This window comes from Rhodococcus sp. NPDC006774 (assembly GCF_040636045.1).
Taxonomy (GTDB): Bacteria; Actinomycetota; Actinomycetes; order Mycobacteriales; family Mycobacteriaceae; genus Rhodococcoides.
The window spans coordinates 24,042-37,923 of record NZ_JBEYIW010000025.1; the positions used below are offsets into that span (position 1 = coordinate 24,042).

At 64.1% G+C, this 13,882-nt stretch carries 12 protein-coding genes; 2 read left to right on the plus strand and 10 right to left on the minus strand.

Annotated elements, in window-relative coordinates:
• Positions 1-35: 35 nt before the first annotated feature.
• Together cobF and cobM are read right to left on the minus strand one after the other, a co-directional pair.
• On the minus strand, positions 36-785 hold the full coding sequence (gene cobF, locus ABZ677_RS24595) for a precorrin-6A synthase (deacetylating) (protein WP_358374181.1): 750 nt from the start codon (positions 783-785) through the stop codon (positions 36-38).
• The gene (gene cobM, locus ABZ677_RS24600; RefSeq protein WP_358374184.1) at positions 782-1,525 is read right to left on the minus strand and encodes a precorrin-4 C(11)-methyltransferase; all 744 of its coding nucleotides are present in this window, start codon (positions 1,523-1,525) and stop codon (positions 782-784) included. The genes cobF and cobM overlap by 4 nt, the downstream gene beginning before the upstream one ends.
• A gap of 182 nt (positions 1,526-1,707) precedes the next feature.
• Here cobM and ABZ677_RS24605 point away from each other — a divergent pair, with 182 nt between their 5' ends.
• Positions 1,708-3,924 (plus strand): N-acetylmuramoyl-L-alanine amidase, encoded by a 2,217-nt coding sequence (locus tag ABZ677_RS24605; protein WP_358374187.1) that lies wholly within the window; start codon positions 1,708-1,710, stop codon positions 3,922-3,924.
• Between the two features lie 77 nt (positions 3,925-4,001).
• On the opposite strand, the gene ABZ677_RS24610 is transcribed toward ABZ677_RS24605, so the two are convergent.
• Both ABZ677_RS24610 and ABZ677_RS24615 read right to left on the minus strand, forming a co-directional pair.
• Entirely contained in the window at positions 4,002-4,838 is an 837-nt protein-coding gene (locus ABZ677_RS24610) for an HAD family hydrolase (protein WP_094633431.1), read from the minus strand.
• Between the two features lie 226 nt (positions 4,839-5,064).
• Positions 5,065-6,618 carry an acyl-CoA synthetase gene (locus tag ABZ677_RS24615; RefSeq protein ID WP_037188710.1) on the minus strand — a complete coding sequence of 518 codons (1,554 nt, stop codon included), beginning with the start codon at positions 6,616-6,618 and terminating at the stop codon, positions 5,065-5,067.
• A 68-nt stretch (positions 6,619-6,686) separates the two neighbouring features.
• Here ABZ677_RS24615 and ABZ677_RS24620 point away from each other — a divergent pair, with 68 nt between their 5' ends.
• Entirely contained in the window at positions 6,687-7,823 is a 1,137-nt protein-coding gene (locus tag ABZ677_RS24620) for a LuxR C-terminal-related transcriptional regulator (protein WP_082323459.1), read from the plus strand.
• 4 nt (positions 7,824-7,827) lie between these two features.
• On the opposite strand, the gene ABZ677_RS24625 is transcribed toward ABZ677_RS24620, so the two are convergent.
• The 6 genes from ABZ677_RS24625 to ABZ677_RS24650 are packed head-to-tail and all read right to left on the minus strand — an operon-like array spanning position 7,828 to position 13,632.
• Positions 7,828-9,069 (minus strand): FAD-dependent oxidoreductase, encoded by a 1,242-nt coding sequence (locus tag ABZ677_RS24625; RefSeq protein ID WP_094633432.1) that lies wholly within the window; start codon positions 9,067-9,069, stop codon positions 7,828-7,830.
• Entirely contained in the window at positions 9,062-9,280 is a 219-nt protein-coding gene (locus ABZ677_RS24630) for a ferredoxin (protein ID WP_358374191.1), read from the minus strand. Before ABZ677_RS24630 ends, ABZ677_RS24625 begins: the two co-directional genes overlap by 8 nt.
• 2 nt (positions 9,281-9,282) lie before the next feature.
• A complete protein-coding gene (locus tag ABZ677_RS24635; RefSeq protein WP_358374194.1) occupies positions 9,283-10,626 on the minus strand; it encodes a cytochrome P450 in 1,344 nt (447 codons plus the stop codon).
• Between the two features lie 21 nt (positions 10,627-10,647).
• Positions 10,648-12,168: an aldehyde dehydrogenase family protein gene (locus ABZ677_RS24640; protein ID WP_358374197.1), complete on the minus strand. Its 1,521-nt coding sequence runs from the start codon at positions 12,166-12,168 to the stop codon at positions 10,648-10,650.
• 4 nt (positions 12,169-12,172) lie between these two features.
• Complete coding sequence (locus ABZ677_RS24645; RefSeq protein ID WP_230596138.1) at positions 12,173-13,231, minus strand: alcohol dehydrogenase catalytic domain-containing protein; 1,059 nt, start codon at positions 13,229-13,231, stop codon at positions 12,173-12,175.
• The gene (locus tag ABZ677_RS24650) at positions 13,228-13,632 is read right to left on the minus strand and encodes an SCP2 sterol-binding domain-containing protein (RefSeq protein ID WP_037187153.1); all 405 of its coding nucleotides are present in this window, start codon (positions 13,630-13,632) and stop codon (positions 13,228-13,230) included. Before ABZ677_RS24650 ends, ABZ677_RS24645 begins: the two co-directional genes overlap by 4 nt.
• Between the last annotated feature and the right edge of the window lie 250 nt (positions 13,633-13,882).

Here is a 13,882-nt window from a genome sequence, read left to right on the forward strand (position 1 = left end):
TCTCCCCCGCCAGGCGTCCCGCGGCGGGCCCGATGTCATTCGGTCGGACGTCGAAGCAGGTAAGTGTCCATCACCCAGCCGTGCCGGGACTTGACCTCCTCGCGGGCGCGGCGGATCTCGCTCAACACGTCGTCGAGTGGACCCGCCACCAGCTTCTCGTCCGCCGTCCCCAGGTTGGCACCCCAGTGGATGCCCCACCCTGCGCCGGTCAGCGCGCTGCAGGCCAGGTTGCCGTCGAGCATCACCACCAGGTTGTCGAGGCCGGCAGCGACGTCGCCCGCCAAGTTCCTGCCGGTGGTGATGACGATCGGTCCGCCGATGCGATTGAGCACGAGTCGGTGACTCGCCGCCAGCATCGACACACTGGAGATACCGGGTGTGACATCGAACTCGATGTCGTCGCGCAACGCGGCCAGCCGCTCGGCGACGCGGATCGTGCTGTCGTACAGCGCGGGGTCTCCCCAGACGAGGAATCCGACGACCGTGCCTTCGGCGAGGCCGTCGAGCACATCGGCGTAGGCGCGGGCGCGGGCGTCGTGCCAGTCGAGGACCGCGGTCTCGTACTGCCGGGGCGACCGGTCGCGTGGCGGGTCGGGTACCTCGATCACCCGGTAGCTGCCACCGTGGTGGCGCTCGAGAATGCCCTGCCTGGCCGCTCCGAGATCGCCGACGGACGCGCCCTTGTCGGCCACGATGAACACGTCGACGGCCCGGAGTTTCTCGATGGCCTGGACGGTCACCTGATCCGGGTGCCCACCGCCGATGCCGATCAGATGGATCCTCACGAGCGGTCCCGGCAGGCGTCGTACAGGTGGGATTCGGTGACGACGCGTCGCGCCAGGGCGGGACCGACCAGAATCACCGCCGCCTGTCGCAGGTCGGCGGCCTCGACCTGATCTGCGATGTCCGCCAAGGTGCCGCGCAGAATCAGCTCGTCCGGCTTGCTGGCGTGGAATACGACCACCGCGGGGCACTCCGGACCGTAGAACTCCGTCAGTTCGTCGGCGATGAGTCGGGTGCGGGTGATCGCCAGGTGCAGCGCAAGCGTTGCCCTGGTGGCGGCGAAGTTCTTCAGCGCCTCGGTATCGGGCATCGCCGTCGAGCGGGCCTGCGCGCGGGTGAGCACCACCGACTGCGTCACCTCGGGAACCGTCAGCTCGACGCCCAGTGCGGCGGCTGCGGCCGCGTAGGCCGGAACGCCGGGGGTGACGTCCCAGGGGACGCCTGCGGCATCGAGTCGAGCGGACATCTCCGCCAGCGCGGAGTAGAGGGACGGATCCCCCGAACACAGACGAGCGACGTCCTCCCCACGCTCGTGGGCGGCGACCAGCTCTTCCGTGATGGCGTCCAGGTCGAGTTTCGCGGTGTCGACCAGTCGGGTGCCTGCAGAGCAATGTTCGAGGATGGCGTCGTCGATGTAGGTACCGACGTAGACGCAGACCGGGCTCGACCGGAGAAACTCGACGGCCCGCAGCGTGAGCAGGTCTGCAGCCCCGGGTCCGGCTCCGATGAAGTGCACAGTCACAGCTGAAAAGCGTATGCGACGCGCCCGACGCGCCGCGCCACGGGAACTTCCCGGCTGTGGCTAACTGTCAAGCTAAGGTTTAGCCTTGTGTCTGATGGGACTCATGTTGCTGATGTGATTCATGTTGTTCAGCAACTGGAGATCCTACGACGCGTACCTACCAACAACCAGGGAGTACCGCCTTGCCGAACCGTCGAACGAAGCCGTCGATCGTTCTCGGTGCTGTCGCACTGCTGGCCGTCGCGACCCCCTTTGCGGTCGCAGGCCTCACCGACAGCACGACAACCGGAGTTCGACCGGCCAACGAGACAACCCCCGTCACTGTGCCGACCAAGATCGTCGAGACCGCGCTGAGCGCAGCACCGGACATCGTGATCCCGCTGCAGGAGCTCACCGGACTGCCGTTGCCCGATCTTCGGCTCTCCGATCTGAAGTACCTGCCGCTGCCGGATTCCATCGTGATCCCGCCGATCGAGATTCCCGACATCCCGGGTCTCACCACGCCCGCGCCGGGCAACGCGACCGCGCAGGCACCCGTTCCCCGGGTGGACGCATCGGCACCGGTGAACCCCGAGGCTGCCGATCCGACCGGCCCGCCGCTCGGTGCCGCCGTCAAGGAGATCAAGCAGGACACCCCGTTCAGCATGGTCGCCCTGACCTCCGAGCAGCTCGACGGTGCGACCGCTCAGGTCCGCCGCCAGCTCGAGGACGGATCCTGGGGCCCGTGGCTGCAGACCGCTCCGGTGGACAGCACGGCCGACGACGCTGCTCCCGCCCCTGCCAAGCAGGGCACCGAACCGATCTTCGTCGGACTGACCAACGCAGTGCAGGTTCTGCTGACGCCACTGACGAGCAGTGCAGCTCCCGAAAGCTTCGCGACTGCACCGGTTCCCGAGGTTCCGGTCGTCGAGCTGCCTGCTGCCGACGCGCCTGCCGAGGCCCCCGCCGCTGCGGAACAGCCACTGGGCTACACCCCGGCATCGTCGAGCAAGCCACTGCGCCAACAGGATCCGGCCCCGGTCGATCCCGCGGCCCCGGCACCTGCAGTCGAAGCGCCTGCAGCAGATCCCGCCCAGCCCGAAGCCGCGCCGGAAGGCACGGCCGAGCAGTTGGCTGCTGCGGTCAGTGACATCAGCGCCGTGCTCATCACGCCCGGCACGTCGCCGGTCGACTCGGCATTGAGCGACATCGCCACTCCCGTCGCCGGTGACGCAGGCCCGAAGGTCATCACCCGCGCGCAGTGGGGTGCCGACGAGTCGATCCGTTGCGCCACACCGACGATCGACGACTTCCTCGGTGGTGCCACCGTGCACCACACCGCAGGCAGCAACGACTACTCCAAGTCCGAATCGGCCGAGATCGTCCGAGCCATCTACGCGTACCACGCGCAGACGCTCGGTTGGTGCGACATCGGCTACAACGTCCTCGTCGACAAGTACGGTCAGATCTTCGAAGGTCGCGCCGGTGGACTCGACAAGCCGGTTCAGGGCGCACACGCAGGCGGATTCAACGAGAACACGATGGGCATCGCCATGATGGGCGACTACTCCAGCGAGGATCCCTCGCAGGAGACCATCGATTCGGTCGGCAAGTTCCTCGGATGGCGACTCGGCAAGGCCGGTCTCGATCCCGAGGGCACCACCACGATGACCTCGGAGGGAACGGATTTCACGTTCGTCGGCAAGGGCAAGAGCGTCGACCTGCCGGTGATCTTCGGTCACCGCGACGTCGGCAACACCGAATGCCCGGGTGACTCCGGATACGCACGGCTCGGGGAGATCCGCGACATCGCAGCCGCCAACCTCGGCGGCGGTGATGCCACTCCGGCCTCGCCCGACGCGACCGACCCGGCTCCCGACACGGCAGTGACCGACGCGACGCCGTCGCGGCCGGGCACCGATGCCAGTTCCACTCTGGGAGAGAACATCCCGGCCCTGGTCGCGGAGTTGCAGCGACTGGCCTCGACCAGCCCGGTTGCACAGAAATGGTTGGCCTCAGGGGCCGAAACCGGGTCACTCGGCGTACCGGTGAGTGGTCTGGTGCAGGTGAGCGGCGGCCGTGAGAAGGCGCAGTTCGCCAACGGCGAGATCATCACCAACATGGCCGGCCAGGCCGTGGCCGTCATCGGCAAGATCTTCCAGCAGTACGCGCAGCAGGGTGGCGTCGACGGCGTGCTCGGTCTGCCGCTCACCGACGAGTTCAGGGTGCCGGAAGGCTTCCGGACCGACTTCGAGAACGGTTCGCTCATCTTCAACGAGCTCACCGGAATCGTCACCACGGTGATCAAGACGTACAACGACACCTACAACGCGGAAATGCAGAACCCCGTCGCAGCACCGGTGGAACCGGCTCCTGTGCCCGAGCCTGCTCCCGCACCGGAGCCCGCACCCGCGGGCTGAGATCGACCAGCCAGAGGGGCCGAGTCACCGTGGTGACTCGGCCCTTCTCGTGTTCGAAACGCCCCTGGACCGACGCGTCACCACCAGCGTTCGAGAACCTGCGCCACTCCGTCTTCTGCGTTGGTGACGGTCACTTCGTTCGCTGCAGCGACGGCAGCGGGATGCGCGTTGCCCATCGCGACGCCCAGTCCCACCATCGACAGCATCGGCACGTCGTTGGGCATGTCGCCGAAGGCCACGATGTCCTCGACATCCACCGACAATGTCTCGGCGACCTTGGCCAGGCCCGACGCCTTGGTGATGCCCGGTGCCGACAGCTCGATCAGTCCGTTGTCGGTGGAGAACGTCAGGTCGGCTCGACCGGAGATCAGCGGTGACAGGATGTCTGCCATGTGTCCGCTGGTGGATCCCGAGAGCCGGATCAGCAGCTTGACGGCCGGAACGTCGACCACGTCGTCCTCGGTCATCTCGACGTTGTCCGGGTTCAGCCAGGCGTGCTCGTATCCCGGCGAGCTGACGAACTGCGGCGTGGCCGAGTCGTGTGCCGTCTGCCCCACTCGCTCGGCGGCGAGTCCGCAGCCCGGGAGCGCGCGATACGCGACGTCGGCCAACCACTGCAGCGTCTCGACCGACAGCGTCTCGGCGCTGAGCACGCGATCGTTGGCGGCGTCGTAGATGACCGCACCGTTGGCGCACACCGACATCGGCGCGTATCCCAGCTGATCGACGACGGGGTGGATCCACCGCGGCGGTCGACCGGTGGACAGCACGAACGGGACGCCGTCGGCCACGACGGCCGAAATGGCACGCTTGGTGCGTTCGGTGACACGCTCGTGCTGGTCGAGCAGGGTGCCGTCGACGTCGCTTGCGACGAGTCGGGGGGCGAGGCGGGTGGTGTTCGGCGCGTTGGTCATCGTGACGTCATTCTGCCCTAGTGTCGAGGTGCCCTGTTTTCGACGTGGAAGAAACGGCAGCGGACATCCGTGAACCGTGGGATCCGATTTCCTCCGCGACCGGTGGCACGTCTCGACGACGAATTCTTCACCGGGGAAGCCGATTCCCGTTCCAGGATGTCGAGGTCGATGCGTCGATCGCCCCTACACCCACGTGACTCGGGCTCTCGGCTTCCCCGGTTCACGGTCACGGTGTCAGGCGGGATTCCTCTGCGAAACGATCGCGCAGGGGACCCTTGACGAGCTTGCCGGTAGGCGTGCGCGGCACCGTCTCGACGAACCGAACGTCCCGCGGAACCTTGTATCCAGCAAGGTGTTCGCGGACGAATTCCTGCAGCCGTCGAGTCATATCCTCGTCACCCGCGACACCGACGACGAGCTGGACCGCGGCCAACACTCGCTCGCCGAACTCGTCGTCGGGAACCCCGATCACGGCAACGTCCTCGACCTCGGGGTGGAGTGCAAGGCAGTTCTCGATTTCCTGAGGGTAGATGTTGACTCCGCCGGAAATGATGGTGAACGCCTTGCGGTCGTTGAGAAAGAGGAACCCATCTTCGTCCAGGTAGCCGATGTCACCACACGTCGTCCAGTTCGGATGATCGCGATGCTGCGCTTCCACGGTCTTCTCCGGGTCGTTGTGGTACTCGAACGGACGGGCGTCGCGCTCGAAGTACACCACTCCCGACTCTCCTGCCGGAAGCTCGGCTCCGTCGTCGCCGCAGACACGGATCACACCCAATTTGGCTCTGCCGACCGTGCCGTGCTTTTCGCTCCATTCCGCCGGGTCGACCATGGTGATGCCGTTGGCCTCGGTGGACGAGTAGTACTCGTGCAGTATGGGCCCGAACCACTCCATCATTCGACTCTTGACTTCCGTGGGGCACGGAGCGGCGGCATGCACGGCGTACTGCAGACTGCTCACGTCGTACGAGTCGCGCACCCTCTGCGGCAGTCGAAGCATCCGCACGAAGTGTGTCGGCACCCACTGACTGTGTGTGACGCGGTAGCGATCGATGATGCGCATGCTCTCTTCTGCGTCGAAATGCTCCGCGGTGATGACGGTGCCACCCAAACTGTGCGTGATCATGCCGAAACGCAGCGGTGCGGCGTGATAAAGCGGTGCCGGCGAGAAGTAGACGGTGTCGGCACTCATCTTGTAGGTGCCGCCGAACACTGCCACGTAGGGATCTCCCACGTCTCCGACCTGCCGTGCAGGCAGCGGTGGCTTCACGCCCTTGGGTCGACCCGTCGTACCCGAGCTGTAGAGCATGTCGGCACCACGGGGCTGTTCTGCAGGTGCGACGTCCGAACCGGTGTGCAGGAACCTTTCGTAGTCCTCGAAACCCGGGACCGATTCTCCGCCGTACGCGAGCGCGATGCGGACGCCACGGCTTGCCTGGCGAGCAACATCGGCCACACCTGCGAGATCGTCGGAGACAACCAACGCCTTGGCACCGCAGTCGTCGACGATATACGCGATCTCGCTGGACGACAGATGAGTGTTGACCGGTGTCAGATAGAGACCACTACGCAGGCACGCCCAATAGACGACGAACATCTCGGTACTGTTCGTGGACAGCAATGCCACCACATCGCCCAACTGTAAACCCCTGTCGCGCAGCGCATTCGACAACTTGACCGAACGACTCTCGAGCTGCGAATACGTCAGAACGTCGTTGGTTCCCGCCACTATCACCGCAGGTCGATCGGGAGCAGAGCTGGCATGGATTCCGGGATACATCATGATCTCCTTGACTGGGAATTGTATGATCTAGCTAACAAGCCGGTACGCTTTATGCCGTGCATCACATGGTCCGTAAGGCGGTACCGTCGAGCGCCCGCTCGACGGCGAATATTCGTCCGATCCTGGACAGCCTCGACCGAGAGGCCGGCGTCTCGTCCACAGATCGCGTTCGCTCCGATTCGCAGATCGATGTCCTCGCACAGGACGCCTGGGCCGACATCGCCGATGCGCTCGAAGCAGGCAGCGACAACCTCCCGCCCGAGTTGCGGGCCGCTCTCGCTCGACTCAGAGTCGTCGATCAGCAGTTGCTGCAACGACTGACCATGCGAACATCGACAGAGCGCTTGTCCAGCGTCGTCGAAGCTCTCGAATTGCTGCCGTGTGTGACCGACGACTTGATCACCGCTGCACCGCGTTTGATCTGCGACCTCGGATTCGACCGCGCCATCATCTCCCGAGTGGAGAACGGTCTGTGGACCTCGGAGGCCGTGTACATCCCCGACAGTGCAGAGTGGGCAACCGAGATCAACAAAGTCGGTCAGGAAATGCCGCAGAAGCTCGGTCCGGACATCCTCGAAACCGAAATCGTCCGTAGACGTGAGGGGCTGTTGGTGACCGATGTGCAGTCCGACGGTCGGGTGAACCGGCCCATCGCCGACGCGTCCAAGTCGCGTTCCTACGTCGCCGCCCCGATCATCTCCGACGGTCGCGTCGTCGGATTGCTGCACGCCGACAAATATCGCCAGTCCATCGATGTCGATGCCGACGACTGCCAACTGCTCATCGGTTTTGCCCAGAGCTTCCGACTGGCTCTGGGCAGGGCAAAGCTCGCCGAAGAAGTCCTTTCGGTCAAAGGCACACTCGACTCGATGCGCTCGATGCTCGATTACAGCACCGACACCGTTCACCACGTGTCCGTGCGCCGCACGTCCGACGACGCCCAGCCGGCCCCCGCTGCCGAGCCGGGCCGATCTGCTCGGCCCGACCGGACAGCGCCTGCAAGTCGCGTGCCGCTCACTCAGCGTGAGCACGAGGTTCTCGCGTTGATGGCACGGGGTAGCACCAACAGCGCAATTGCCCGTGAACTGGTGATCGCCGAGGGGACGGTCAAGCAGCATGTGAAGCATGTCTTGCGAAAGCTTCAGGTCGCCAACCGATCCGAGGCCGTTGCAGTGTGGTTCAACGAATTCACACCCACATGATCCTTCAACGACATTGATCTGCACCGTAATTCACCCCTGATACCCACGAGTCAGGTGCAGTGACGAACCGCCGGTACTTCATGATCAAGTCGGGGCGGCCGATGGTGAGAACTCCGGCGACGCGCCCGCCCGATCGATAGAGCACCACGGTGCCGCCGGTCTTGTCGCGCCGCTGTTGCACCAGCAATTCGTCGGCCTGCGACGTACCGACGAACTGGATCCGCGTTCCGTACCAATCCGACCAGAAATACGGGACCGTGGTGAATGGCATCGGAGAGTTACCCGACACCGCATTGCGGGCGGCGGCCGCACCCTGCTCGGACGCACTTGCCCAGTGTTCGAGGCGCATCCTCTTGTCGAACAGTGCATTCGGCCAGTGCGCAACGTCACCCGCTGCCCAGACCCCATCGACCGGTAGTCCAGCACTGGACAACACGGCCAACGTGGCATCGCACTCGATCCCCCCATCCCGAGCGTCGAGGCCGATGTCGGTATCGGACAACCACTCCGTGGACGGAGCCGCGCCGATTCCGACCACCACAAGGTCACCGTCCACCACACGGCCGTCTGTCAGCTTCACGCCGGCGACGGTGGTCCCTGTCGAATCGGTGATCATCGACTCGACGCCGACACCGAGGACGAGTTCGGTACCGTTCGCCGCGTGGAGTTCGGTCACCAATGCGCCGCCCTCCGCTCCGAGCGAGCGAGTCAGAGGGGCCGGTGCGGCCTCGACGATCGTCACCGGGTGGCCGTAGTTGCGGGCCGCCGACGCCACCTCAGCACCGATGAAGCCGGCACCGATCACTACCACCCGAACGGGAGACTGCAGACGCTTCCATACCGCTTCGACATCGGAATGCGTTCGTAGGGTGTGTATTCCAGAGATACCGGAAGTTCCGGGCAGCTCTCTCGACCTCGCACCACACGCAATCACCAGATGCTGATACGGCACATCACCCTTCCCGGTCCCGACCACACGCGCGCGGGTGTCCAGGCCGACGGCAGGCGCATCGGTCATCACGTCGATGTCGAGCTCGGTGAACCTGCCGCGCTCGCGCAACAGCGGAACGGCAGGGGACGCCTCGCCGACGAGAAGTTCTTTCGAAAGAGGAGGCCGGTCGTAGGGCAGATGCGATTCCGCGCCGATCAAGGTGATCGGCCCGGAGAAGCCCTCGCGGCGAGCGGACTCGCAGGCAGCCACACCTGCGAGTCCCGCGCCGACGACAACGAGTCCCCGGTTACGCATCGCCGCCGACCTCTTCGACGACGATCGCCTGCGTCGGGCAAGCTCGTGCCGCTCCCTCGACCTCCGCGCGACGTTCGGCCGAGACCTCGTAGCTCAGGACCATCAGCTGGCCATCTGCTCCGATCTCGAAGAAATCGGGAGCTTCGGCTTCGCAGATTCCAAGACCCGAGCATTTGCCCATATCGACTACCACTCGGCATGCTCCGGACATGACTACTCGACTCCTGTGTTGGGGTAGAAGGGCATGCTGACGACTCCACGCATGAAGTTCGTTCGCATCAATTTCGGCTCGCCTGCAATGAAATTGGGCATCTGACGGTGCAGTTCACGAAAGAGTGATCGCATCATCGACTTGGCCAACTGATTACCCAGGCAGAAGTGGACGCCACCACCGCCGAACGTCACGTGCGGGTTCGGGCTGCGGTTCAGATCGAACTTGTCGGGGTCGGTGAATATCTCACGGTCCCAGTTTCCGGACCCGTACATCATGACCACCTTGTCGCCCGGCAGAATGGTCTGTCCGCCCAACTGGTATTCACTGACGGCAGTTCGACGGAACGTCACCACCACCGAACCCCAGCGGAGGAATTCCTCGATCGAGCTGTTGATCCGAGCGTCGAAATCCTCCCACAGCCAGGCACGCTGCTCGGGAAAATCCGTCAATGCCTTCACCGCGAAACTGGACGTGTGGCGCGTGGTATCCGTTGCGGCGACCGCCATCAACGTCATGACGGCACCGATCTCGAAATCGGTGAGCGACTCGCCGTCGACCTCGGCCTGAACCAGGTTCGTGAGCAGGTCGTTCTGCGGTTCGCGCTTACGCTCGGCAATCAATTCCTCGGCCAGCGCGTGGATGGCCATTGCGGCGTCGCTCTGCACCGCGATCGGATCGCGCCCGGCCAGCAACTCCGGATCGGCCCACGCGACGATCTCGTCCGCCGCGTGACCGACCTCGGCCCGGCGGTCCTCCGGAATTCCGAACATGTCGCCGAACATCTCGATCGGCAGATGCTTGGAAATATCGGCCACGAAGTCGATCTCTTCCCGATCGGCGACGGCGGAGACGATTCGACGCGCACGCATGGCTATGTCGTCATCGATCTTCTTGATCTGCTTCGGGGTGAAGGACACGCTGACGAGCTTGCGGATCTTGTCGTGCTGCGGATTGTCCATAGCGAGGAAGGACATGGCCATCTCGAGGAACATGGCGGGCAGCAAGTCGAACATGACGCCGTAACCGGACACGAAAACATCCGGGTTGTGGCTGATCTCGGCGATGTGCTCGTGCTTGACCACGGCCCAGAATCCAGGGTCGTGGGGATCGGGAACGACCGATGTCTCGATCGGCCGCTGCCAGGTGACGGGCGCACTCTCCCGCAATCGGCGGAACACGGTCTCGCGCTGTGGAGCGTCCTCACCCCAGAAGTCGTCGCTCCACACGTCGATCTCGTGGAACTGCCGCGTCGCAGCGACGTCGTTCCTGGGGATTTCGGGTTCGTTGTCGTCGTCGTCGTCGAAGCGGAGTTCAGGACCGTCATCGAAACTGGTTGTAGTCATAGTGTCTTCCTGAGGTCGCAATCAGTCGTCTGCATGGCTGAGCAGAATGTCGTAGGGCTTGTTCTCACGTCCACCGGACAGATCGAGGTGCACGGTCTTCGCTTGGGTGTACTCGTCGAGCGCGTCGGGGCCGAGTTCGCGGCCGACGCCACTTTGCTTGTAGCCGCCGAACGGTGCTTCGGCGTTGATCTGGTGAGCGTCGTTGATCCACACACTGCCGGCCTCGACGCGGGCAGCGACACCCAGTCCGCGAGAGTTGTCGGTCGTCCAGACGCTGGCAGCGAGGCCGTAGTCACTGTCGTTCGCGATCGAGACTGCGTCGTCGTCATCGTCGTACGCAATGACGACGAGGACCGGGCCGAATACTTCCTCGCGTGCGATCGCCATGGAGTTGTCCACGTTCGTCACGATGGTCGGCTCGATCCAGAAGCCGCGCTCGAACGTATCCCCTTGGGGCTTACCGCCGCCGGTGACCACGGTTGCACCCGACTGCACTGCTTCGCCGACGTACTGCAGGATTCGAGCCTGCTGCTTCCCGTCGATGACGGGCCCCATGTCGGTATCCCAGTCGCGGGTCTCGCCCATCACGATCGTGCGTGCGCGGTCGACCAACCGCTCGACGAACTCGTCGTGCAGGCTGCGCGGTACGAGTGCGCGGGTACCGGATTCGCACACCTGGCCGGAGTAGACGAAGCAGCCGTAGAGAACTCCGTCCACCGCCATGTCCAGATCGGCATCGTCGAGAACGATCGACGGTCCTTTGCCGCCCAGCTCGAGCGTGACCTCTTTGACGGTTCCCGACGCGAGCTTCATGATTTCGCGACCGACCGCTGTGGAGCCGGTGAATGCGATCTTGCCGATGTCGGGGTGAGATGCCAAGCGCGCGCCCGCATCTCGCCCATCTCCGGGCACTACGTTGAGCACTCCCTTGGGCAGACCGTTCGCCTCGGCGATCTCGGCGAACTTGAGAATCGACAGTGGTGTGTGCTCGTCGGGCTTGACGACCACGGAGTTACCGGCGGCCAACGCGGGCCCGACCTTCCACAACGTCAGCAGCAGCGGGAAGTTCCACGGCGCGATCGCACCGACGACTCCGATGGGCTCACGGTGGACGACGCTCTGCGCGAGGGTCGGGAAACTCGAGATAGGGCCCGGACGTGCGAAGGCATACGTATCGGCGAGATCTGCGAAGTAAGTGAAGTGCGCCAACGCATATCCGACGTGGAAGCCGGTTGCTTGCCGGACGGTTGCCCCGTTCGCGGCCATCTCGAGCTCGACGAGTTCTTCGATGCGGTCGTTGGCCGCGTCCGCAATCGCGCGCATGATCGACGCGCGTTCCTGTGGCGTCTTACCCGCCCACACACCACTGCGAAACGCAGCCTTGCCTGCCGCCACAGCAGCATCGATGTGGGTGGCGTCGCCCTTGGCTGTGGTTGCGACGACGCTCTCGTTCGACGGATCGACGATGGTCATCGTATCGTCGGTGTCGACTGCCTCACCACCGATGAGCATCGGATAGTGCTGTACGTCAATGCTTGTCATACTGTCACCTCGTCGGATCGAGAAGGATCTTCATGGCTTCGCGAGCCTCGAAGAGTTTGTAGGCGTCGGCGGCCTCGGACAGACCCATGCGGTGCGAGATCATCGCGCTCGGATGCAGCTTGCCTGCGCCCATGAGCCCGATCACTTCGTCCATGTATTCGGTGATGTGGCTGACTCCCATTTCGATTCGCACACCTTTGAGATACAGATCGGCGAACGGAATTGTCATCGATTCTTCGGTGTAGACACCGGGAATGGACAGCACCCCACCTGCGCGCAGAAGCGGAATGGCCGCGAGAAGTGCGGACGGGTGGCCTACCGCGTCGACCACGACATCCGCGCCGCGCCAATCGGTGAGATCCAAAACCGCATCGGTAGCGTCGGTTTCACTGGCATCGATACCTATCGCACCGAAGCGTTCGGCTTCCTTCAGGCGGGCGGCGACTCTGTCCACGACCATGACCTGTGACGCGCCGAGCGCGACGGCCGACATCGCCGCGCAGAGGCCGACGGGTCCGGCACCGACGACGGCAACGCTGTCTCCAGGTCGCATGGCGCGCGCGACTGCTTCGTGGCCCGTGGTCATGATGTCGCCCGCGAAAAGGATGTCCTCGTCGTCGACAGTGCTTCCCGTCGGGATCGCACGAGCAGTGAGGTCTGCAGACGGGACCACCACGTACTCGGCCTGTCCACCGTCGAGGTCTCCCAGAGCCAGACCGAGTCCGAAGATGCGGCTGCCGGCGCAGTTGCCGGGCTGGTGTCGTCGGCACTGGTAACAGGAACCGCAGCTGACGACGCAGGATGCGACCGCCCGGTCACCCTCGGAGAACTGAGTGACTGCGCTGCCGACATCGACTACGGTGCCGAGGAATTCGTGACCGAGGATGATGTCGGCCTCGAGTTCGAGCCTCCCCTCGTAGGGATGTAAGTCGGTTCCGCAGATGGCCGTTTTCTCGACTCGGAGCAGAATGTCGGTGGGTTCGGAGATGTGGGGAATGGGCACGTCGGCGATTTCGACGACGTGCGGTGCCCGCAGGACCGCGGCCTTCATCGTCTCGCTCACGCCGTGACCTCGGCGTCCTTCGGAGCGATCTTGTCGCGGTACATCGGAAAGAGCGGCTTGGTGAGCGGAACCAACTTCAGGATCTTGTTGGTCGGCCCCTTGGCCTTGACCTGGCCCTTCGCCAAGCCCACAGCCAGGTTGTATTCGCCGCGCCAGAACTTGTCTGCAGTGTCACCGCGCATCAGCAGTGTGATGTCGGGCTTGAGGTCGGTCGGTCCGGCGATGACCTGGTAGTCCTCGCGGAACGCGATCGTCACCTCGCACTCGGGATCTGCGTACTGCACGCGCATCACGATGTTGGCTGCTTTGAGCTTCGGGCCCGACTCGGGGTGCTCGCCCGCGTCACGGAAAACGCCACCGATGTACTGATCGAGTTCTGCTGCATCTTTGAAAAAGCCCATTGGAATGTGTACTCCTCGAGAAGTGACCGTCAGCCGGATTGGCCGGTAAGGACATACAACCAACGAAACGTGAGCTGGGTAACTCTCGATAGTGATATCTCTACCCCCCTTCGGGGGTGTGATACACAACTCATTCCACGGCGGTCCTGATTCGCCTCATCCTGACGACACTCCGGAGATCGGCACTCCGGCACTTCGGGGAAACCACGATCCTCGCCTCCGAGTGGCAGCGAACCCACAGGGGCACAGG